Origin of the sequence: Brachybacterium sp. AOP3-A1-3, assembly GCF_052378285.1 — a bacterium.
Classification (GTDB): domain Bacteria; phylum Actinomycetota; class Actinomycetes; order Actinomycetales; family Dermabacteraceae; genus Brachybacterium.
In genome coordinates this window covers 153,883-175,410 of sequence record NZ_JBQSXM010000003.1, presented here as the reverse complement: position 1 = coordinate 175,410, position 21,528 = coordinate 153,883, and the positions used below count along the sequence as shown (strand labels likewise).

Sequence of the window (21,528 nt, the reverse complement as noted above, 5' to 3'; positions counted from 1 at the left end):
GCCTCACCAGCGGAAGCCGGCGTCCTCGAGCTGCCGTTCGACCTCCGGGCCGGCGGACTCCATGTAGGTCGCCGTGAGGTGGTCCTCGTCGAACATGACGTGGATGTTCCCGATGATCGGCGGGCAGGCGTCCCGCGGGCAGGTGATCGGCAGCAGGTCGACCGGGAGCACCTCGCCCCCGCCGTCCTCCTCGGTGCGGGCGGCCAGGTCCTCGAGCACTGCGGCGTCCGGGCGCCCCTCGGGCATCGTGCCCCGGTCCAGCGGCTGCGTGCAGTCCTCCGCCGTGCCTCCCGCCTCCAGACAGACGACGGGGTTCTCGGCGATGCGCGGGGCGTCGCGCAGCGCGATCACGTCGACCCCGTCCCCGAGCAGCGCGGGGACGGTCTCCTCCGTGACCCGGTCCACCCTCTCGGGCCCCTCATGGAGAACCATCGTGGTGGAGACGGCGACGGCCTCCGGGCCGACCTGGTCGATGTACTCCAGCGCCGCGTCGTTGTGGGCGTCGCACTCGGCCCCCAGGTAGGAGTCGATGCCCGGGGTGAACACGCAGCTCGGTGCCCGCAGGATGATCAGTCGCCACCGGTTCTCCTGGGCGGGGGCGCTCAGCGAGACCGCTGTCTGCGCGAGACGGGAATTGCCCGCGGCGATGATCACGGGCGCGCCGTCGGGGGCATCGGTCATGCGGCAGGACCCCTCGAGCATCCCCTCGGCGGGGGCGAACTCCCCGGAGCACTCCTCGGGCAGGTTCTCCCAGTCCTGGCTGAGCGTGGCGGCGGACGGCAGGGGAGCCGCATCCGGATCCGCGTCCGGGTGGGGCGCGAAGCCCGGCATGAGGGCCCGCGCCCCGGGATTGTCCGCGGTCGCCCGGCGCTCGGCGTCCTGCGCAGCGTCCTCGAGGAGCTGCTTGGCGCCGATGCTCGGGGCCAGACCGATCGCCAGCACCGCCACCACCACGGCGCCGGCCCGCGGCGCCGAGCTGTTCGCCCAGCTCCACCGCCGTATCGGGGTGTCCAGGAAACGGGTGAGCAGGTAGGCGAGGACCACGCTGAGCGCGATGATCGCCGGGCCCAGGAGCGGTCCGGCGGTCGCCCGCTCGGCGGCGACCAGGGTGATGGCGAGGATCGGCCAGTGGATCAGGTACAGCCCGTAGCTGATGTCGCCGAGGAAGGAGAAGGGCCGCGAGCGCAGCAGACGGTCCGCGCCGAGGCGGGAGCCGCTCACCCCGGACAGGAACACCAGCGTCGCGCCCAGCAGAGGGATCGCGGCGATCCAGCCCGGGAACATCGAGCGGCCGTCGATCAGCGCGCCGGTCGCGATGAGCACTGCCAGGCCTGCCCAGCCCAGCCCCACCCGCAGCCGACGGGAGGGCGCGGACCGGGCGGTGCCGGCCGGTGCGGCCGCCGGGAGCAGAGCCAGCAGCGAGCCGGCCGCGAACTCCCAGATGCGCGCCGTGGTGTCGAAGTAGGCGGTCTGCTGCTGGGTCGCGGTGGAGACCACCGACCAGACGAACGAGGCGAGCGCGATCACCGTGAAGACGATCAGCACCACGCGGCGCGGGGCGATGCGGGAGCGCCGGGCGATCACCGCACAGAGCGCGAACAGCAGCGGCCACAGCAGGAACACCTGCCCCTGGATCGACAGCGACCAGAAATGCTGCAGCGGCGAGGTCGCGGTGGTCGCGGCGGCCTCGTAGTCGGTGCCGCGATGGATCAGCAGCCAGTTCTCGACCTGGAGCATCGAGGCGATCGCGTCGTGGATCGCGGGCATCCAGGTGCTCGGCGGCAGGAACAGCCGCACCGCGGCGAGGGTGGCCAGCACGATCACCGCCGCCGGGGCGAGCAGCCGCTTGAACGTGCGCGCCCAGTAGGCGACCGGGGCCATCGGCTTCCCGGCCTCCATCCGGCGCACGAAGCTGCCGGTGAGGAAGAAGGCCGAGATGAACAGGAACACGTCGACACCGCCGGAGACCCGGTCCATGAACACGTGATAGAGCACGACGAGCGCGATCGCGAGTCCGCGCAGCCCGTGCAGCTCCGGGCGGTAGGCAGGGGGCGGGGGAGCGCCCGCGGTGACGGGGGACCGGGCGGCGCTCACCAGCGGAACCCCCCGTCGCGCAGCCGGGCGCCCACCGCGTCCTGCATCGAGGCGGCGTAGGTGCCGGTGAGATGGTCGTCGTCGAGGGAGACGACCACATTGCCGATCACCGGTGTGCAGACGTCGTCGGGGCACACCAGGTCGTTCACCTCGAGCGGGACGACGGCGCCGTCGGCGGCGGCGGCGAGCAGCTCGGCATCGGGGCGCTCCTGCTGGAGCGGCTCGGCCAGCGGCGGGGCGCAGTCCGGATCGTCCGCGCCCTTCTCCGCGGTGCACGCCGGCGGGTCGAACGGCATCCGGGGGAGGTCGCGCATCGCCACGACCTGGGTGCCGGTCGCGGCGAGCTGCGGCAGGGTCGTCTCCATCCCCGGCATGATCGTCTCGGTGCCGTCACGGTTCATGAAGGTGGTGTTCAGCGCGACGGCATCCGCGTCGATCCGTTCCAGATAGGACTTCGCGTCGGCGCTGAACCCGTTGCAGTCGGGCTCCTCGAGGGTCGCATCGGGCGTGTAGGCGCACCCGCCCTTCCACAGGGTGACCAGCGTCCAGCCCTCCTTCTTCGCGAGCTCGATGAGGGAGGCGCTGAACTGCTCGAGGCGGGAGTTGCCCACGCTCACCACGACCGGTGCGCCCTCGGGTCCCGGCACCGTCCGGCAGATCGGGTCGAGCCGCTCCTTCTCCTGGCCCTGGGGCGCGAGATCGCCGGTGCACTCCTCCTCACCGGAGACCCAGTCCGAGCCCATCAGCGCCGCTGTAGGCAACGGCTCGGCCGACGGGTCCGCGTCGGGGTGCACCGTGAAGTCCGGGTCGAGCACCCGGGCGCCGGGGTTGTCGGCGACCACGCGGGCCTCGGCCTCACGCTGCTGCGCGATCAGGTGCTGCTGGGCGGCGAGAGCGGGGGCGAGTCCGAGCACCAGGCAGGTCAGCGCGACGGCCCCGGACCGCCAGGCCTTCGCCGACGCCCAGGGCCAGCGCCGGATCGGGGTGTCCACGAGTCGCGTCAGCAGCCAGGCGGCGGCGAGGGAGACCAGGATCAGGAGGAGGCCGTCGAGCACTCCGGCGCGCTGCTTGCCGGTGTGGGCGAGGTAGAGGGTCAGCAGCGGCCAGTGCACCAGGTAGAGGCCGTAGGAGATGTCACCGAGCACCTTCGCCGGGCCGGTGGCCAGCAGCTGGTCCACGCCGAGCCGGTGCCCGGTGGTGCCCACGACGAGGACCAGGCCGGCCGCGGCGAGCGGCCAGGCCGCGATCCAGCCCGGGAAGGCCCCCTGCACGTCGATCAGGAGACCGCACGAGACGAGGCCGACGATCCCCGCCCAGCCGGCGAGCACCCGCCAGGGGGAGACGGCCGACGCCGGACCGCGGTGCCGGCCGCGACTCCGGTCCTGACCTCGATCCCGGTCCTGACCTCGATCCTGGCCCTGATCTCGACTGTGCCGCCGCTCCGCGGCCCGCTCCTCCCAGGCCGGCAGCAGCAGCCCCAGCAGGCTCCCCGCCGCGAACTCCCAGAGCCGGGCGAAGGTGTCGAAGTACGCGATGTCCTGCTGGGTCGTCGTGGAGTGCACGGACCAGGCGAAGGAGAGCACGAGGACGAGGGCGAAGAGCACCGCGAGCACGGAGCGCACGGAGCGTCGCAGCACGCGGGCCAGGAGCACGCCCAGCGCGATCAGCAGCGGCCAGGCCAGGAACACCTGCCCTTGGATGGACAGCGACCAGAAATGCTGGAAGGCGGAGGGACCGGTCTCCGCGGCCGCGTAGTAGTCCACGCCCCGCTGGATCAGCACCCAGTTCTCGACGTGCAGCAGCGAGCCGATCGCGTCATCGAGCGCCGGCATCCACCGCTCCGGCGGGAGGATCAGGTACACCCCGGCGAGCGTCGCCAGGGAGACCACGGCCGTGGGCGGCAGCAGGCGCTTGAACGTGCGCCCCCAGTACGCCGCCGGGCGGGTCCGCTCGCCCCGGTCGATCCGGCGCAGGAACGTCCCCACCAGCAGGAACGAGGAGAGGAAGAGGAACACGTCGACCCCGCCGGAGACCCGGTCGAACCACACGTGGTAGAGCACCACCAGGCCGATGGCGAGTCCGCGCAGCCCGTGCAGCTCGGGGCGGAAGCGTCCCGCCTGCGTGGAGGTCGGCGGTGCGGCCGGCAGCGGCGAGGGCGGCGTCCGGGGAGGCGCCGTGGCGGAACGGGACATCAGAGGAGCGGGAGCCTCTCAGCCACGCAGGAACGCGGCACAGGCCTGCTGCAGCAGGAGGGGATCCGCGCTCGCGCACATCTCCCGGGCGGAATGCATGGACAGCAGGGTGATGCCCACGTCGATCGTGGTCATCCCCAGACGGGTCGCCGTGATCGGGCCGATGGTGGACCCGCAGGGCAAGGCGTTGTTCGAGACGAACTGCTGGTACGGCACCTCGGCCGCGTCGCACGCGGCGGCGAAGGCGGCGATCCCGACGGCGTCGGTCGCATAGCGCTGCTGGGCGTTGATCTTCAGCATCGGGCCCTCGCCGAGGCGGGGGCGGGTGACGGGGTCGTGGCGCTCGGGATAGTTCGGGTGGGCGGCGTGGCCGGCATCGGCCGAGAGCACCATCGAGGAGGCGAGGAGCCGGCGGCGGGAGGCCTCGTCGCCGCCGAGGGCGGCGTGCATCCGCACCAGCACGTCCTCGAGGAAGGGGCCGGCGGCGCCGGAACGGGTCGCGGAGCCCACCTCCTCATGGTCGTTGGCGACCATCATCGCGATCGGGTCCGAGCCCGCGCTGCGGGCGCTGCCGGCCACCGTGATCAGGGCCAGCGCCTCGGCATGGACGGAGGTGAGGTTGTCCAGGCGTCCGGAGGCGAGGAACTCCTCGTGGGCACCGAACAGGGCGGGCGCCTGGGCGTCGACGGTCACCACGTCGAAACCGACGATGTCGCTCGCCGCGACGCCCGCCTCGGCCGCGAGCACCTCCCGCACGTCCAGCGGGCCGAACCCGAGGATCGGCTGCATATGGCGCTGGGGGTCCAGCTGCAGGCCGTCCTTGTTCACCGCGCGGTCCAGGTGCACCGCGAGCTGGGGGACCCGCAGGATGCCGTCGGTCGCCACCAGCGCGGTGGTGCCGTCGGCCAGGGCGAGACGTCCGGCCAGGCGCAGCTCGCGGTCCAGCCAGGAGTTCAGCAGCGGGCCGCCGTAGATCTCGACGCCCACCTGCGCGAGCCCCTCGGCGCCCAGTCGCGGGTTCGGCTTGAGCTTCAGCCCGGGCGAGTCGGTGTGGGAGCCGACGATGCGCCACGGGGTGCCGGTGTCGACGCCGTCGGGCGTGGACCAGGCGATGAGCGAGCCGTCGCGGATCACGAAGCGGTCGCCGGTGACCTCCGCCGCGCCCCACGGGGCGGTCTCGGTCAGCTCGGTGAAGCCGGCGTCCTGGAGCCGGCGCGCCGTCTCGCGCACCGCATGGAAGCTCGAGGGGGAGGCGGTGACGAAATCACCGAGGTCCAGGGCGGTGGCGCGGGCACGGGGCGAGGGGGCGGCGGCGGAGAACGTAGTCACGACGTCATTGAACCATCGACGCCGCGGCAGGGGAGCATGCGCAGCAGCTTCGCGTCGCCCACCTGGAGCACCACCTCGGCCGCTCCGGACTCGGAGATCTCGTTGAGCCCGGTGTAGGTCGCGCTGCGGCCATGGAGCTCCTGCGCACCGAAGTCCAGGGCGTAGTCGACGTGCAGCTGCTCGGCGGCGTCGCACACCTCGGGGTTGGTCTGCGCCTCGTCGAGCCGCCCGTTGAGCAGGTGCACCTCGGGTTCGGCGGAGAAGCCCATATAGGTGTTCAGCACCGGGCGGTCGGAGATCGCGTAGGCCAGCGAGCTGCCGTTCCAGGCGTTGGTCGCGATCACCGCATCCTCGGGGACCACGTCGGGCAGCTGCTCGAGCAGGGTGTGCTCGTCCGCGGTGAGCAGCGCGTCGCTGTGCCAGTCCACGGCCAGGTAGTCGAGGTTGGCGCGCGTGGCGGGGGAGAGCTGGGCCAGGGCGAGCACGCCGAGCACGCCGAGCACACCGGCCACCGGGAGGGCGGCGGCCGTCGGCCCGGCGAGCGCCGCGACACTGCGCGAGGTGCCGGGGGCGATGGCGCCGCGCCGCGCCGGCAGGTGCTCGTCGACCCACCGGCCGAGCGCATCGATCCCCACGGCGAGCACGGGGATCGCGACCACGGGCACGATCGCGGCGATGCGGAAGGTGTCGCTGTACCAGCCGCCGGTGAGCAGGTACCGCAGGTCGCCGACGGGCGTCGCGCGGGCCGCGACGGACAGCGCTGCGGCGGCCAGCCAGGAGGCGACCAGCCACCGGGACCGGGTCCGGAGGAGCACGACGAGCAGGCCCACGAGCATGACCACGCCCAGCGGCAGCCAGGTCGGTGCCCCGTTGGGCGAGAGCGAGCCGACCTGACCGATCGCCTCCCGCCACGAGGCGTTCGGCTCCCAGACGGCGGAGGACTGCGGGGGGCGTGCCCGCTGCCAGACCTGCCAGGCGATGGCGCCGCCGCCGACGGTCATCACCACGAGCGGGAGCAGGCGTCGGACGCTGCCGGGCACCCCGGCGATCAGGTCGCGGGCGCGCACCAGCGTGGCCCAGGCCAGGATCGGCAGGCCCAGCACGATGCCGACGAACACGCCCTGCGGGTGGGCGAGGGCCGCGGCGAGGCACACAGCCGGCAGCAGCACCACGAGCTGGAGCGTGCTCAGGCGCTGCGCGGACTCCGGGGCGAGGCCGGTCAGGTGCACCACCATCATCACCACGAGGGGCATCAGGACGAGCGAGAGGAGATAGGGCAGCACGATCCCCCACGACATCAGGGAGAGCGGGAACGCGCCGGAGACCCCGGCCAGGGCGCCCGCCGCCATCCAGCCCAGCGGGCCGCTGCTCGTGGTGGTGCGCACCAGGGCGACCAGGGCCAGCGGCCACACGAGGACCCCGACCACCAGCATCATCAGGTTCGAGACCAGGATGATCTCCTGCCCGGACAGCTGCACCGCGAGGCTCACGGCCTGGTGCCACAGGGCCGGGTAGTAGACGGCCTCCCCGGGGAGCGCGGTCATGCCGCCCACCACCCACGCGGAGCCGTCGCCGGCGCGCAGGATGTGCCGGATCGCGTTGAGGTGGAAGACGTTGTCGTAGGTCTGGCTGAGCGCGCCGACGCTCCCCATCATCGTCAGGGCGCGCGCCAGCAGCACGCCGCAGCCGATGACCAGGCCGCCGAGGATCGCCAGGGCGGCGCCGCGCCGGCCCGCGAGGAGCGCCCGCACCCCGGCGAGCTCCGGGGACGGGGCGACGGCGGGGTCCGCAGCCGCCTTCGCGCTCGAGGGTGCGGGATGCGAGGGGGAGGGATGCGAGGGGGCGGGAGCGGCTGCGCGGCGGCGGCCGACGAGGAGCAGGCCCGCTCCGAGCAGCAGGCCGAGCACGAGCGGGGACAGGCCCGTCCAGCGGATGCCGAGCTGGTGGCCGAGCTCCGCGGAGATCGCGATCAGCAGGAGGGAGACGGGGGCGAGCACGGCGACCCCGGTGAGCGGTCGCAGCCGCAGCGCGAGGACGGCGGGCAGGCCCGGGACCACGAGCACGGCGAGGGTGGCGAGAAGTGCCGCGAGCACCCCGAGAGCTTCCACGTGGGCGAACCTGCTTCCTGCTGGGCGGGGCGTCGGAGCGCCCCCGGGACGGGCACATCGTAAGCCGTGCAGGTTGCGAGCGTGTTCATCGGGAGTTCGCGAGCAGTTCGGTCACCCTGGGCGCGAGGGTCTCCTCGACGAACAGGCGCGTGAGATGGTCGTCGTCCATGTACACCGAGACGTCCCCGAGCACCGGGGAGCAGCGGCCCTCGGGACAGATCTGCGTCGAGAGGTCCAGCAGGGTGACCTCGGCCGCGGTGCCGTCTCCTGGACCTGCCGGGACGAGGTCCGCGAGGGGCGTCGCCGGATTGCTCGCGGCGAGCTTCTGCGAGGCGTCCGCGCCGCAGGTCTCGTCGGCCTCGGCCGGGGTCCCGCCGCCGTCGATGATCTCCTCGGCGCACTGGAACTGGTCGCTCTCCCAGCGCGGGGTGTCCCGGGCCGCGATCACGTCGATCCCGCGGTCCAGCAGCGCCTGCACCGAGGAGGCGGCGCCGTCGGGCAGGGTCTCCTCGGCCGATCCGGCATCCGTGAGCGTGACCGTGGTCAGCACCGTGTCGGGGTGGATGGAGTCGACGTAGGAGAGCACGTACTCGTCGTAGCCGGCGCAGTAGCCGTCGCGCTCCGCGCCCGCCAGGAACTGGCAGCCGTCCATGGTGAGGTTCACGACCTGGGCGCCCCGTGCCTCGGCCGTGGGCAGCAGGGCGGGGATGTACTGGCGCGAATGCGAGCTGCCCACCACCACGATGGTCTCGGAGGTGTCGACGTCCGTATCGCCGGGGAGCAGCTGCTGGCAGGTCACGTGGGGGAAGCTGACCGACGGGGCCCACGGGCCGGCGCACCGCTGCGGAAGGTCCGGCCACTGCGAGCCGAGCTGCCAGCCGGCCGGGCGGATGACGGTGGGCACCGTGGTGGCGACCTCGTCGGTGGGCAGGTCCTGCGCCGACGCGGTGGTCTCCTGCGGGGACTGCTGGTTCAGCACCAGCCACCAGCCGCCCGCCCCGGCCAGGACCAGGGCGAAGCTCGCAGCGATCGCGGTCAGCGCGCGCCAGGGGCGGGCCTCGAGCCAGCGGGAACGCCGCACCGGGGCATCCACGGCGCGGGTCACCAGCCAGGCCAGCAGCACCGAGCCGGCGAGCACCACGAGGCCGTCGAGCAGCCCCGCCCGCTGCTGCCCGCTGTGGTGGAGCCAGAGCACGAGGACCGGCCAGTGCACGAGGTACAGGGCGTACGAGATGTCGCCGACGAAGGCGGCCGGCCGGGTGGACAGCAGCGCGTCGATGCCCCAGCGGTGCCCGGAGTGCCCGGCGACCACCACGGCGCCCGCGGCGGCGAGCGGCACGATCGCGATCCATCCCGGGAACATCGTCGAGACGTCCAGCACGATGCCGCAGGCGAGCAGGGCGGCGATCCCGGCCCAGCCGGTCAGGGCGCGCGCGAGGCGCAGCCGGGGAGGCAGGCCGTCCTCCGGGCGGTGCGCCCCCGTGATCCGGTCGATCACGGGCAGGGCGAGCGCGAGCAGCGAGCCGGCGGCGAACTCCCACAGCCGGGCGGCGGTGTCGAAGTAGGCGACCTGCTGCTGGGTCTGGGTGGTGATCACCGACCAGGTCAGCGAGGCGGCACCGATCAGCAGCACGAGCACGATGAGCGGCCGGCGCACGCTCTTCCCCCGCCGGGCGCGGCGCACCACCAGCAGGAAGAGCAGCGGCCACACCACGAAGGCCTGCCCCTGCACGCTGAGGGACCAGAAGTGCTGCAGCGGGGAGGCTCCGCCGGCATCACGGGCGTGATAGTCGACCTGTAGGAACACCAGCAGCGAGTTCTGCACGTAGGCAGCCGACGCCACCGCCTCCTGCATCACCGTGGGCCACAGCGAGGACGGCAGGAACGCGGCGGTGCCGACGAGGGTGAGCAGGATCGTCACCGCCGCCGGGGGCAGGAGGCGCTTGAACGTGTGCAGCCAGTAGCGGGGGATGCCGAGCGGACGTCCGCTCTCCAGCCGCCGCACGAACGTCCCCGTGAGGAAGAAGGCGGAGAGGAACAGGAAGACGTCGACGCCGCCCGAGACCCGACCGAGCCAGATGTGATAGATCGCGACCAGACCGAGGGCGACGGCGCGCAGGCCGTGCAGCTCGTGGCGGAAGACGGGCCCGCTGCGGCGTGCGTCGTCGACCTCGGGGCGTGCACCGGGGCTGTCTGCAGTTCCTGCAGATCCCCCAGGTCCTGTGGGATCTGCGGGACCCGCGGCGCCGTCCGGCTGCGAGGACCGTGACCGGCCGCGCTCGGCACGAGGGCGCCAGGTCCCGGTGACGGAGTCGGCGGTGGACCAGGCGTCCTCGGCCTCGCGCTCGACGTGCAGCTCGATGGGGCCCTGCAGCCAGTCGTCCAGGGAGGAGGTCGTCGTGGGCAGCGGCCCGGCGATCCATGCGGAGACGTCGGAGCGCGAGGGCGCGGCCGTCGCGGGCTCCTGCGTCCAGTCCTCGAGGTCATCGGCGAGGGGCGGCGCGGGGTTCTCGGTGCCCTCTGCGTCCCCGGTGCTCCGTGTGCCCTCTGCGCCGTCGAGTGCCGCCTGCTCCCACGGGGACGCGGCGGCGTCCCCATCGCTCACGGGGCTGTCCGCGCGGTGGCGGTGGGACGGGGCGTCGGACGAGCTGGGGGAGGCGCGGTGGGTCGAGGGGGGAGGCTCGGCGTCGGGGCGTGGGGTCGACGGATCGCTGGGCGTCGTGATCGTGGTCCCCTCCCGTGCTGCCGCCTGCGCCGGAGCACCCGGCGGGACGTTCGCCGCTGTCGCGTCCTGGGCTGGATCCTAGTGGATCCGGCATCCCGGTAACTGTGGGCGTCATGGGGGCGTGGGATCATGGGCCGGTGACTGCACAGCCTCCTCGTTCCGCCGCCCCCGCTGCTCCGGCCGGCACTCCTGATCCCACGGGTCCGGCCGTCGACCCCACGGGAGCGGCCGTCGCGTCGTCGGACGCCGGCTTCGAGATCGTCGCCCGCGCCGGGGACAAGGCCAGGGCCGGGGTGATCTCCACCCCGCACGGCCAGATCCGCACCCCGGCCTTCGTGCCGGTGGGGACCAAGGCCACCGTCAAGGCCGTGCTCCCGGAGTCGATGAGCGAGCTCGGGGCGCAGGCGCTGCTGGCCAACGCCTATCACCTGTTCCTCCAGCCCGGTCACGACCTGATCGACGAGGCCGGGGGTCTGGGCGCCTTCATGAACTGGCCCGGTCCCACCTACACCGACTCCGGCGGCTTCCAGGTGATGAGCCTCGGCGCCGGGTTCAAGAAGGTGCTCTCCAGCGAGTTCTCCGGCGGGGAGAAGGCCCGCACCTCCTCGGGGGAGGACGACGCGGTCGCCGAGGGCAAGGAGCGCCTGGCCCACGTCGACGACGACGGCGTCACCTTCCGTTCCTTCCTCAACGGCGACGTGCACCGCTTCACGCCCGAGGTCTCGATGCAGATCCAGCACGGGCTGGGAGCGGACATCATGTTCGCTTTCGACGAGCTGACCACGCTGATGAACTCCCGCGGCTACCAGGAGCAGGCGCTCGAGCGCACCCGGCTGTGGGCCATCCGGTGCCTGGCCGAGCACGCCCGCCTCACGGACGAGCGCACCCATCGCCCCTACCAGCAGCTGTGGGGCGTCATCCAGGGCGCCCAGTACGAGGACCTGCGCCGCCGGGCGGCCCGGGATCTCGGTGCGATGGACGTCGAGGGTCAGACCTTCGACGGCTTCGGGATCGGCGGGGCGCTCGAGAAGGAGAACCTCGGCACGATCGTGGGCTGGGTGACCGATGAGCTGCCCGACGAGAAGCCCCGTCACCTGCTGGGCATCAGCGAGGTCGACGACCTGTTCGTGGCGATCGCGGCGGGCGCGGACACCTTCGACTGCGTCTCCCCGTCACGGGTGGCGCGCAACAGCGCCGTCTACACGGCGCGGGGGCGCGTGAACCTCACGGGCTCGAAGTACCGCCGCCAGTTCGCCCCGATCGACGAGACCTGCGACTGCTACACCTGCACGCACTACACGGCCGCCTATGTGAATCACCTGTTCCGCGCCAAGGAGATGATCTCCTCGACCCTGTGCACGATCCACAACGAGCGCTTCGTGGTGCGCCTGGTGGACCGGATCCGGGCCTCGCTGATCAACGGCGACTTCGACGCGCTGCGCGAGGAGACGACGGGCGCCTACTACGGCGAGGTGCGCTGATCCGGTGATCGGGTGAACGGCAGACCCGGTGAGCGGCAGACCTGGTGAACGGCGGTCCCCTCCGCGGGCCGGTCGCCTGCCCGGTCCGTCTCAGGCGGAGAGCCTCTTCGAGGCGGTGATGCTCACCTGGTAGACGCCGACGCCCATGGCCAGGATCACGAGGAGGACGCGCAGGGCCTCGACGACCCCGATGAGCCGATAGCCGTTCGCCTCGACCCCGCCGAGATCGCTGTCCATCCCCAGGGACACCAGGACGATCGCCATGATGATCGTGACCACCCAGTAGGCGATGATGGAGACGGGGATCATCGCGGCGACCACGATCCCGCCGACCCGAGCGCGGCCGCGGGCCATCACCGCGACGATGATGCCGACCACGATCATCGCGAGGCTGACCACGACGTTCGCGAGGTACAGCACGATGGCGACCAGCCCGGTGCCGAGGGCGACAGTGCTCATCTCCCCGCCGGAGTCCTGGGCGGCGAGGCTATCTGCCCCGAAGTAGGTGGTCAGGGCGATGCCGAGTCGGACCACCATGAGCAGCATCAGGCCGATGGTCAGCAGCGTGCCCAGGAGCTTGACGCGCCTCCAGTTCACGCCATCGCCGGATCCTGGCTGCGGGCCGGGATAGCTGGTGGAACCCGGGTAGGCGCCCATCACGGGCCTCTGGTCCCACGGCGTCTGCTGCGCCGGGGTGGGCTGTCCCCACGGGGGCTGGGGTGCGGCCTGCTGCGGAGCGCTCCACTGCGGATGCTGCTGCGGCGATGGCGACGACTGCGGCGCAGGGAAGGGTGGCACGTTCTGCCCCCACTGGCCCTGCGGGTTCTGCTAGCCCTGTTGACCCCACTGGCCCTGTTGACCCCACTGGCCCTGTTGACCCCACTGGCCTTGTTGGCCCTGCTGGCCCCACTGGCCCTGCGGGTTCTGCTGACCGTGGCCCGGTCCGTACCCCTGCGACATGGTGCTCCCTCGCCCAGCGTCGATGCGACGCCACGGCGACGTCGCCTCGAGAATATCGGGCACCGCCCGGGCCGGGCCAGGGCGATGCACCGTGCCCGCACCCGCACCCGCACCCGGGCCCGCGCCCTGCGGCTCAGGCGGTCAGGCGCCCTGCTTCACGCCGCGCCGCACCATGAGCCCGCCGACGATGAGCGCCGCGAAGACGATCAGCGAGCGGATGACCTCGACGATCGCGTAGATGATCGCCACGACCCCGATGGTGGAGTAGTCGGCCATGTTGTAGATCACGGCGACATAGATGCCGTAGCCGATCCCGTACAGGACCACGGACAGAACGAGCGTCGCCACGATGATGATCGCGCCGGTGCGGGCGCGACCGGAGGCCTTCACCGCCACGAAGATCGCGAGGACCAGCAGGCCGAGCGTCACGACGCCGTTCAGCAGCAGGAGGAGAAGCCCCAGGAGCGCGCCGCCGCCCGCGACAGCCATTCCGCCGTCGACCGCGCCGCCCGAGGACATCGCCCCGGAGACGAAGCCCGCCCCGAAACCCACGGCCCCGCGGATCACGCGCACCACGATCACGACGATCACCGCGATCATCGTCCACTGGGCGACCTTGGCGAGGGTCGGGTCCGCGCCGATTCCGGTCGCGGAGGCAGATCCCGTGACGCCCGGGTGCTGCGTGGCTCCCGGGTACTGCGGCGCCCCCGGGTACTGCGGCGCCCCCGGGTACTGCGGGGCGCCGGGGTACTGCGGCGCGCCGGGGGTCTGGGGCGTCCCGGGGTAGGCGGACGGGCCCGAGGATGGGTTCCACTGCGGCTCCTGGGCGGGCTGCTGTGCCGGCTCGGGCGAAGCCTGGCCCCACTGCGGCTCCGGGGCGGGCTGCTGCGGCTGCTGCCCGTACGGGTCGCCGGGGGACCCCTGCCCCCACTGCGGCTGCTGGGCGTCGTCCGGTCCGTACCCCTGAGTCATGCGTCTCCCTGCGTCGTTATCCAGGGGACGCCGCACAGCGCCCCGGACCACCGTAGCGGCCCGGGGCGCTCCTTCTCGTCACGAGGAGGTTGCGATGATGCCGCGCGCAGCGGCCGGTCTCATGCGGAGCGGGTGCCCAGACGGAACGCGAACGTCTCCTCGCGCGCGGAGAGCACGTACTGCGGCAGCGGGATCGGACCGCACGCCGCCGAACCCACGCCCTGCAGCGCCGACGAGAGCGTCACCCAGGTGCGGCCGTCCGGACGCAGCGCCCCGTCGTGCGAGCGCGCATCGAGCTCGACGGTGGACCAGGGGCGCACCGCCAGTCCCAGCCCGGCCGGAGCCTGCAGCTCGAGACCATCGGCCGTGCCGCCGCTGAGCAGCGCCCGGACCACGTCCGCCCGATTGCCGTTCTCCTGCGGGAACACGTAGGGCACCTGGAAGTCCGCGAGGGTGGAGGACCAGGTCGCGAAGGTGGTGCCACCGCCGGTGTCCGGGTAGGACTCGTGCGGGCCGTACCCGGTGTACTCCACCTGATCGGGGGCCGACGGCAGGGCGAAGGTCCAGCCGATGCGCGGCAGCGGCAGGTCCTCGGGCCAGATCGCCGACGGCGACACCGTCACCTCGACGTCGACCCCGCCGCCGACCTCGACCCCGTCACTGCCGGAGCCCCCGGGGCCGCCCGCATCCGCGCTCCAGCGCTCGGTGACGTCCGCTCCCAGCGCCGAGCCGTCCAGGCCCAGCCGGCTGCGCACCACCAGGGTCGCGCCGTCGGCTGTGATCTCGACCAGACGGCGCCGGGCGACGTCCAGCCCGATCCGCTTCCAGCGGGCCTCGAGCGGGTAATGGGTGCGGGCGCGCTCGTTGTCCACCGGCGCGCGGTACAGGTCCACCCCCGCGTGCTCGATCTCCAGCTCGCCGAGGCCCACGAGGCGGCCCAGGTCGTCGAAGCGGGCCGGGCCCAGGGCCCAGCTGCCGTCCTCGTTCTGCTCCGGGGCGAGCGGGGTTCCGGCCGACGCGGTGACCGCGGCGCGGCGACGCTCGGCATCCACGTGGTCCGCGGCGACGATCAGGTGACCGGCGGGGACGGGGCCCTGGGCCTCCCGGGTGGTCAGCCGCACCGTGGTGCTCGGCCCGTCGTGCGTCGGGAGCGCCACGTCGAGTGCCTCGCCCGCAGCGATTGCGGGCAGCTCGAGCTCCTGCCAGCTCGCCTGGGCGTCCAGCGACACCTCGGCGCGCAGGTGGGCGAGAGAGGAGAAGGCGTAGCGGTTGGTGATCCGCACGCCGCCGGGGGAGACCACGAGGCCCACGGGGGAGTAGTGGTGCTTCGCATCGAGCAGCGCGGGCGAGGGGGTGCGGTCCGGCAGCACGAGCCCGTCGGCCACGAAGTTCCCGTCGTGCAGGCGCTCGCCGAAGTCGCCGCCGTATCCGTAGATGCGGTTGCCCTCGGCGTCGGTGGTCTCCAGGCCGTGGTCGATCCACTCCCAGATGAAGCCGCCGTGCAGGGCGGGGTGCTTCTCCGTGAGCTCCATGTACTCCTTCAGGGAGCCGGCGCCGTTGCCCATCGCATGGGCGTACTCGATCCACAGGAACGGCTTGGACAGCGCCGGCGGATTCGCGAAGTGGCCCTCCGGCACGTCGAGCGCGAAGCTGCGCAGCATGCGCGTGAGCTTGTCCTGGTACTCGGGGGAGAGGTCCCGGCGGCCGATCTGCTCGGACTCGTCGATCGAGGAGTACATCAGCGAGAAGACGTCCACGTACTCCGCGGCGTAGTCCTGCTCGTAGATCACGGGGCGGGTGTCATCGGTGGCGCGCACGCGGGCGACCATCGCCTCGGTGACCGGACCGCTCGCGGCCTCGTTGCCGATGGACCACATGATGATCGAGGCGTGGTTGCGGTCGCGGCGCACGAAACGCTCCGAGCGCTCCACGAGCGACTCCTCGAACAGCGGGTTCTGCGCCGGTCCCTCGGCCGCACCGGAGCCGTCCTCGCCCCACGTGGAATCGGCGTGGAAGCCGTGGGTCTCGAAGTCGCCCTCGCAGATCACGTACAGCCCCGCCTCATCGCACACCTCGAGGAACCGCTGGTGGGGCGGGTAGTGGGAGGTGCGCACGGCATTGAGGTTGTGCTGCTTCATGAGCGCGACGTCGAGGTCCTGGTTCGCCAGCTGCTGGGTGCGGCCCACCACCGGATCCGCCTCGTGGCGGTTCACGCCGCGGAACACGATGCGCTCGCCGTTGACGCGGAAGATCTCGCCGTCCACCTCGACGCGGCGGAAGCCGAGGCGCAGGGTCACGGTCTCGGAGTCGGTGCGCACGGTGACGTCGTAGAGATACGGGTCCTCGGCGGACCACGGCCGCACCTCGCCCACCTCGAGGGCGTCGGCGCCGGTGGGGGAGGCGAGCTCCAGGCCCGGGACCTCGAGAGTGGCGGGCAGCTCCGCGCCGTCGGCACCATAGGCGGTCGCGCGCAGGGTGCCGGTGCGGGTCGCGGGGTCGAAGTCCGCGACGGTCACGAGGTCGTGGATGCCGCCCGTGGGGCGCAGCAGCAGGTCCACGCTGCGGAAGATGCCCGAGGCCCACCACATGTCCTGGTCCTCGACGTAGGTGTTCACCGACCACTGCACCACGCGCACGTCGAGCCGGTGCTCGCCCGGGGCCGCGAGCGCCTCGGTGACGTCGAACTCCTGGGTGAGGCGGGAGCCGGCCGTCACGCCGATCTCGATGCCGTCGATCCAGATCTTCGCCGCCGAGTCCACACCCTGGAAGCGCAGCAGCACGCGGGCGCCGCCGGTGAGATCCCTGGCCCAGTCCTCGGGCACGGTCACGGTGCGCGAGTAGTGCCCGGTGGGGTTCTCGTCCGGCACGTGGGGCACGTCGCGCGGGATCGGGTAGATGACGTTGGTGTACTGCGGGGCGCCGTAGCCCTGCAGCTGCCAGAGCCCGGGCACCTCGATCTCGGCGCTCTCGCCGAGGTCGGAGCCGTCAGCCCGGGTCCCGTAGCGGAAGTCCCAGGTGCCGTCGAGGCTGAGCTCGCGGGCATCGGAGTGCAGATGGGCGCGGCCGCGCAGGCGGTTGCGGCCCGCGGGGAGCTCCTCCCACCAGCGGTCGGTCGGATCTGCGAGCGGCAGCGGCGTGCTCATCGGTGAGGTTCCTCCTGAAGTCTGGGCGGGACGTCCGGACACGTTTCGTGAACGTTCCCGTACCCCAGGTTACTCGGAGCGCGGAGCGGCTGTCGGTGCGTCCCCGGCAGGGTGCTCCTTCGAGAGCGCACGAGGCGTTGCACTGGTGTCGGTGGGCCCTGCTTGCTACGGTGTGCTACACGATGCCATGCGGTATCCGATCGCTAGAGAACGCCATGAATCGAGGGGCCATGTCCACGATCCCGCACCGCGAACTGCGCAACCACAGCGCCGAGATACTGCGTCGGGTCGAAGCCGGGGAGACCATCTCGATCACGAACAATGGCCGGCCGGTCGCTCGACTCGTGCCGTACTCCAGCTCGCCGCTCGACGCGCTGCGGGAAGCAGGCAGGGTGAGCGCCGCACGGCATGTCGATCTGACCGCGATCCCGGCGGCGCGCGGCGTCAGCAGCCGCGAGATCCTGGACGATCTGCGAGGCGAGGAATGATCGTCTACCTCGACACCTCGGCCGTGCTGAAGATCCTGATCGATGAGCCGGGCACGCAGGCGATGCGAGAGTCGTTCGAGGGGTGGCAGGCGAAGGGGGACGACGTCGTCTCCTCGTATCTTCTGCACACCGAGCTGCACTGCGCCGCCCGGCGACGAGGGTTCGTCGAGCCGCAGGTCATCGACGAGCTCCTCGCCGGCATCGGACTGATCGATCTCGACCGTTCGCTGCTCCTCGCCGCCTCCCGGATCCCGCACCCCCTGCGCAGCGCGGACGCCATCCACTACGCCACCGCGCTCTCGATCGATGCGGAAGTGCTGGTCACCTACGACACCGAGCTCGTGGACGCTGCTCACGGCGGCCCCCTCGCGCCCCTCAGCCCGGGGACCTGATCGGAGCCCTGCTGCTGCCTCGGTGAGGTGCTCAGCAGCCATCCGGCGGCGCTCGCCACGGGACGATCGCTGAGGGCCGCCGACCCGCGTCCCCCGCGCCGGTAGACTCCCTTCTCGTGACCACGACCGAGCCGAACCGGTGGACCGACCGCCGCAGCGACGCTGTCTCCGCGCGCAAAGAGGCCTACGAGCAGCTGCGCCGGGCAAGCACCTGGCGCCTGCTCGCGGCGACCAAGGCTCCCGCCGTGCTGGCGATCCTGCAGTCCGTGTTCCCGGCCGGGGACCGTCGGCTGGCGCGCAGCGAGCTCATCGCCCGCGTCGGCGCGCATCTCCCTCTGCTGCATGACGAGGATCCGGCCGCAGCCTCGGAGGCCGACGGCGTCGAGCAGGCGGGCGCCGCCGGCGCTGCGGAGCCCGACGCCGAGGAGCGCAGCGGCCGCAGCGCCGCGGAGTACGTCGACGGCTGGGTGCGCGAGGGCTACCTCACCCGCCGTGACGACCCGCAGCACACCGAGACCACCTTCGAGCCGTCCCCCGCGACGATCGACGCGATCCAGTTCATCTCCTCCCTCGAGGAGCACCGGCCCACCACCACGCAGTCCCGCCTGCAGCTCGTGGTCCAGCAGTTCGAGCGCCTCGCCCAGGAGACGGAGACCGACCGCGACGTGCGCCTGGCGGATCTGCAGCGCCGCCGCGAGGGAATCGAGGCCGAAATCCGGAACCTCGCCGAGGGTGAGCTCATGCTCCCCAGCGCCGAGGCCTCCACCGACCGCCTGCGCGACATCCTGCAGATCGCCGCCGAGCTCTCCGGCGACTTCCTCCAGTACCGCGAGGACCTGCGCGCCGTGGACCTCCACCTGCGTGAGCAGATCCTCTCCCCGGAGTCCTCCCGCGGCGAGATCCTCGAGCAGCTGCTCGCCGGGGACGACCTGCTGGGCCAGTCCACCGTGGGCCGCACCTTCACCGCGTTCTTCCGGATGCTCAACGACCCGGTCCAGACCCGCACCACGCAGGAGCTCGTGGACCGGCTCCTCGAGCGCGACTTCTCCCGCACCCTCCAGCGCAGCGAGCGCGAGAAGCTGGCCAACGTGTTCAGCGACCTCTATGAGCCCGCGCAGGAGGTGCTCGACGTCAAGACCGAGCTGTACCGCTCGCTGGCACGCTTCGTGCGCTCCCAGGACTTCCGCCAGCACCGCGTGCTGCTCGAGGCCCTGCAGGAGGCGCAGGGCGTGGCCCTCTCCCAGAAGGACGACGTCCCCACGCGCACCCCGTTCCCGCTCGAGCTGGACCTCTCCCGCGTGCAGCTGTCCTCCGTGGCCCAGCACCGGCTGAAGGATCCCACCGACCCCGGCGCCCCCGCCGAGGCCGAGGTGCACGATGCCACGTCGCTGAGCATCGAGGTGCTGCAGGATCTGGTGCGCACCAACGACATCGACATCGTGGGACTGACCGGTTCGGTCAACGAGGTGCGCGGGGTCAGCGGCCAGGCCTCGATCGGGGACGTGCTGCGGGCGAAGCCCGCCGATCAGGGGCTCGCCAGCGTCATCGGGCTGATGTTCCTAGCCACGAACTATGCGCAGGAGCGCGAGGGCTCCACGGAGATCGTCGGCTGGCAGGAGCTGGACGGCAACGAGTATGCCGCCCGGGTCCCGTCGTTCTACTTCCTGGACGACGTGCCCGTGGAGTGAGGTGGTGCGGTCCGTCGGCCCCGGAGGGTCGGACCGCTCAGTGCGACGAGGGCGTCTCGTCCTCCAGCTCCGCCAGGGATGCTGCAGACTCCTGGCGCAGCTCCGTCAGGTCCGCTCCGAACTCCGCCATCCGGCAGCCATGCCCATTGGGCTTCACGGTGATGCCCTCGGTCTCCCAGTACGGGAGCGCCCGGGCGAGCAGCGGATGGTCGCCCGAGGCGTTGGTGACGCGCCACCATGGCACGTCCGACCCCCAGGTGCGCATGATCCGGCCCACCAGGCGCGGTCCGACGCCGACGATCGCCCCCACCTCGCCGTAGGCGGCGACCCTCCCCGCGGGGATCGCCTCGACCACGCGCAGCACCCGCTCGACGGTGACGTCGTCCATACGGGTACGGGGGAGGCCTGGGGTCATGCGCCACAGTCTGGCATTGCGTCGTGGGGCGGTGCAGGGCTGTCGGCGTCACAGAACGAGATACGGGTTCACCTTATGGCGCTCATTAGCTACCGTGTGCCCCATGATCCTCACCGGCCTCCTCATCGGCGCCGCGCTCGGCTACGTGCTGCAGCGGTCCCGCTTCTGCGTCACCGGCGCCTTCCGCGACATCTACCTCTCCCGCTCCACCCGCTACTTCACCCCGTTCATGCTGGCGATCGCTATCCAGGCCGTGGGCGTCGCCGCGCTCACCAGCGCGGGCGTGCTCTCTCCCGAGGCCGCGTCCTTCGCACCGCTGGCCGTGATCGGCGGCGGGCTGATCTTCGGCGTGGGCATCATCCTCGCCGGCGGCTGCGCCACCGGCACGTATTACCGGGCCGGCGAGGGCCTGATCGGCTCATGGGTGGCGTTGATCTTCTACGCCCTGTTCGCCGCGGTCATGAAGTTCGGTCCGCTGGGAGGCTTCACGGAGGCCGCCCGCGCACGCACCGTCGGCTCCGCCACGATCCAGGAGACCCTCGGCGTGAGCGTCTGGGTGCCGACGGTCGTCTTCGCCGGGCTCGTCGCCGCGCTCGTGGTGTGGCAGGTGCGCCGCAACGCCGTGCGCTCCGCGGGCCGGTCCGCCGTCTCCCTGCCGGCGCGTCGCACCGGGATCGGTCACTACCTTGCCGACATCCCCTGGAGCCCGTGGGTGGGCGGTGTGCTGCTGGGCCTGATCGCGATCCTCGCCTGGGTGGCGTCCACCGCAGCCGGCCGCAACGGCGGCCTCGGCATCACCACGCCGTCGGCCAAGATCGTCACCTTCCTGTCCACCGGCGACGTGACCCTCGTGGACTGGTCCGTGATGCTCGTGCTCGGCATCCTGGTCGGGTCGTTCATCGCCGCGAAGCTCGCCGGTGAGTTCCGCTGGCGCGTGCCGGACGCATCGACGATCCTGCGCAGCGCGGGAGGCGGTGTCGCGATGGGTGTCGGTGCGGCGCTGGCCGGCGGCTGCACCATCGGCAACTCCCTCGTGGAGACGAGCCTGTTCAGCTACCAGGGCTGGGTGTCGCTGATCGCGATCATCCTCGGCACCTGGGGCGCTGCCTGGTTCCTGCTGGTGCGGCCGCAGCGGGCCGCCGCCTCGAACCGTCCCGCCCCGGTGCTCACCCCCGCGGCCTGACCCGCGCCTCGCGTATCGAGCCCGTCGAACATCCCGATCCCACGACTACTGCCACTGCACTCCAGGAGGACCCCATGGCCGCTTACACCCTCGAGACCAACGGCGCCGTCTGCCCCTTCCCGCTGATCGACGCGAAGAACGCGATGGAGCAGCTGACCAACGGCGATGACCTGATCATCGGATTCGACTGCACGCAGGCGACGGACTCGCTGCCGCAGTGGGCCGCCGAGGCCGGCCACGACGTGGTCGCCTTCGACCGTGCGGGCGAGGCCGGCTGGACGATCACCGTCCGCAAGGGCGCCTGACGCGTCGCGGACTCACGCCTCACACGCGACTCACGCCTCACACGCACTGCGGG

Annotated in this window: 15 protein-coding genes; 6 read left to right on the top strand and 9 right to left on the bottom strand. The window is 72.2% G+C overall.

Features of this window, described 5'->3' with window-relative positions; all coding sequences use genetic code 11:
* Positions 1-3: 3 nt before the first annotated feature.
* The 5 genes from ACT3T5_RS06065 to ACT3T5_RS06045 form a co-directional block, all read right to left on the bottom strand.
* Positions 4-2,094 (bottom strand): acyltransferase family protein, encoded by a 2,091-nt coding sequence (locus ACT3T5_RS06065; RefSeq protein ID WP_444593865.1) that lies wholly within the window; start codon positions 2,092-2,094, stop codon positions 4-6.
* On the bottom strand, positions 2,091-4,286 hold the full coding sequence (locus tag ACT3T5_RS06060) for an acyltransferase family protein (protein ID WP_444593864.1): 2,196 nt from the start codon (positions 4,284-4,286) through the stop codon (positions 2,091-2,093). Before ACT3T5_RS06060 ends, ACT3T5_RS06065 begins: the two co-directional genes overlap by 4 nt.
* Positions 4,287-4,304: 18 nt before the next feature.
* Entirely contained in the window at positions 4,305-5,615 is a 1,311-nt protein-coding gene (locus ACT3T5_RS06055; protein ID WP_444593863.1) for a M18 family aminopeptidase, read from the bottom strand.
* A complete protein-coding gene (locus ACT3T5_RS06050) occupies positions 5,612-7,723 on the bottom strand; it encodes a DUF6541 family protein (protein ID WP_444593862.1) in 2,112 nt (703 codons plus the stop codon). Before ACT3T5_RS06050 ends, ACT3T5_RS06055 begins: the two co-directional genes overlap by 4 nt.
* Before the next feature lie 85 nt (positions 7,724-7,808).
* A complete protein-coding gene (locus tag ACT3T5_RS06045; RefSeq protein WP_444593861.1) occupies positions 7,809-10,328 on the bottom strand; it encodes an acyltransferase family protein in 2,520 nt (839 codons plus the stop codon).
* A 257-nt stretch (positions 10,329-10,585) separates the two neighbouring features.
* Between ACT3T5_RS06045 and tgt the strand changes: the two genes are divergently transcribed.
* Positions 10,586-11,929: a tRNA guanosine(34) transglycosylase Tgt gene (gene tgt / locus ACT3T5_RS06040; RefSeq protein WP_444579520.1), complete on the top strand. Its 1,344-nt coding sequence runs from the start codon at positions 10,586-10,588 to the stop codon at positions 11,927-11,929.
* Between the two features lie 90 nt (positions 11,930-12,019).
* On the opposite strand, the gene ACT3T5_RS06035 is transcribed toward tgt, so the two are convergent.
* The 3 genes from ACT3T5_RS06035 to ACT3T5_RS06025 all read right to left on the bottom strand — a co-directional run bounded on the left by ACT3T5_RS06035 (position 12,020) and on the right by ACT3T5_RS06025 (position 17,004).
* Complete coding sequence (locus tag ACT3T5_RS06035) at positions 12,020-12,526, bottom strand: hypothetical protein (RefSeq protein WP_444579519.1); 507 nt, start codon at positions 12,524-12,526, stop codon at positions 12,020-12,022.
* A 504-nt stretch (positions 12,527-13,030) separates the two neighbouring features.
* Positions 13,031-13,861: a hypothetical protein gene (locus ACT3T5_RS06030; protein ID WP_444593860.1), complete on the bottom strand. Its 831-nt coding sequence runs from the start codon at positions 13,859-13,861 to the stop codon at positions 13,031-13,033.
* Positions 13,862-13,980: 119 nt separating this feature from the next.
* Positions 13,981-17,004 carry a glycoside hydrolase family 2 TIM barrel-domain containing protein gene (locus ACT3T5_RS06025; protein ID WP_444593859.1) on the bottom strand — a complete coding sequence of 1,008 codons (3,024 nt, stop codon included), beginning with the start codon at positions 17,002-17,004 and terminating at the stop codon, positions 13,981-13,983.
* Between the two features lie 230 nt (positions 17,005-17,234).
* Between ACT3T5_RS06025 and ACT3T5_RS06020 the strand changes: the two genes are divergently transcribed.
* The 3 genes from ACT3T5_RS06020 (at position 17,235) to ACT3T5_RS06010 (ending at position 19,572) form a co-directional block, all read left to right on the top strand.
* The gene (locus tag ACT3T5_RS06020; RefSeq protein ID WP_193118263.1) at positions 17,235-17,492 is read left to right on the top strand and encodes a type II toxin-antitoxin system Phd/YefM family antitoxin; all 258 of its coding nucleotides are present in this window, start codon (positions 17,235-17,237) and stop codon (positions 17,490-17,492) included.
* Complete coding sequence (locus tag ACT3T5_RS06015) at positions 17,489-17,884, top strand: type II toxin-antitoxin system VapC family toxin (protein WP_193118262.1); 396 nt, start codon at positions 17,489-17,491, stop codon at positions 17,882-17,884. Before ACT3T5_RS06020 ends, ACT3T5_RS06015 begins: the two co-directional genes overlap by 4 nt.
* A gap of 116 nt (positions 17,885-18,000) precedes the next feature.
* Positions 18,001-19,572, top strand: a complete 1,572-nt coding sequence (locus tag ACT3T5_RS06010; RefSeq protein WP_444593858.1) for a DUF3375 domain-containing protein — start codon at positions 18,001-18,003, stop codon at positions 19,570-19,572.
* A 37-nt stretch (positions 19,573-19,609) separates the two neighbouring features.
* Here ACT3T5_RS06010 and ACT3T5_RS06005 read toward each other — a convergent pair whose 3' ends face one another.
* On the bottom strand, positions 19,610-19,987 hold the full coding sequence (locus ACT3T5_RS06005; protein ID WP_444593857.1) for an MGMT family protein: 378 nt from the start codon (positions 19,985-19,987) through the stop codon (positions 19,610-19,612).
* Positions 19,988-20,090: 103 nt separating this feature from the next.
* On the opposite strand from ACT3T5_RS06005, the gene ACT3T5_RS06000 reads away from it, so the two are divergent.
* Both ACT3T5_RS06000 and ACT3T5_RS05995 read left to right on the top strand, forming a co-directional pair.
* Positions 20,091-21,170 carry a YeeE/YedE family protein gene (locus ACT3T5_RS06000; RefSeq protein WP_444593856.1) on the top strand — a complete coding sequence of 360 codons (1,080 nt, stop codon included), beginning with the start codon at positions 20,091-20,093 and terminating at the stop codon, positions 21,168-21,170.
* A gap of 74 nt (positions 21,171-21,244) precedes the next feature.
* Complete coding sequence (locus tag ACT3T5_RS05995) at positions 21,245-21,475, top strand: sulfurtransferase TusA family protein (RefSeq protein ID WP_444593855.1); 231 nt, start codon at positions 21,245-21,247, stop codon at positions 21,473-21,475.
* The last annotated feature ends 53 nt before the right edge of the window (positions 21,476-21,528 follow it).

Coding starts and splice junctions, on each gene's coding strand:
- ACT3T5_RS06060 (WP_444593864.1), bottom strand. CDS start 4,286: ATGTCCCGTTCCGCCACGGCGCCTCCCCGGACGCCGCCCTCGCCGCTG.
- ACT3T5_RS06030 (WP_444593860.1), bottom strand. CDS start 13,861: ATGACTCAGGGGTACGGACCGGACGACGCCCAGCAGCCGCAGTGGGGG.
- ACT3T5_RS06025 (WP_444593859.1), bottom strand. CDS start 17,004: ATGAGCACGCCGCTGCCGCTCGCAGATCCGACCGACCGCTGGTGGGAG.
- ACT3T5_RS06020 (WP_193118263.1), top strand. CDS start 17,235: ATGTCCACGATCCCGCACCGCGAACTGCGCAACCACAGCGCCGAGATA.
- ACT3T5_RS06015 (WP_193118262.1), top strand. CDS start 17,489: ATGATCGTCTACCTCGACACCTCGGCCGTGCTGAAGATCCTGATCGAT.
- ACT3T5_RS06005 (WP_444593857.1), bottom strand. CDS start 19,987: ATGACCCCAGGCCTCCCCCGTACCCGTATGGACGACGTCACCGTCGAG.
- ACT3T5_RS06000 (WP_444593856.1), top strand. CDS start 20,091: ATGATCCTCACCGGCCTCCTCATCGGCGCCGCGCTCGGCTACGTGCTG.
- ACT3T5_RS05995 (WP_444593855.1), top strand. CDS start 21,245: ATGGCCGCTTACACCCTCGAGACCAACGGCGCCGTCTGCCCCTTCCCG.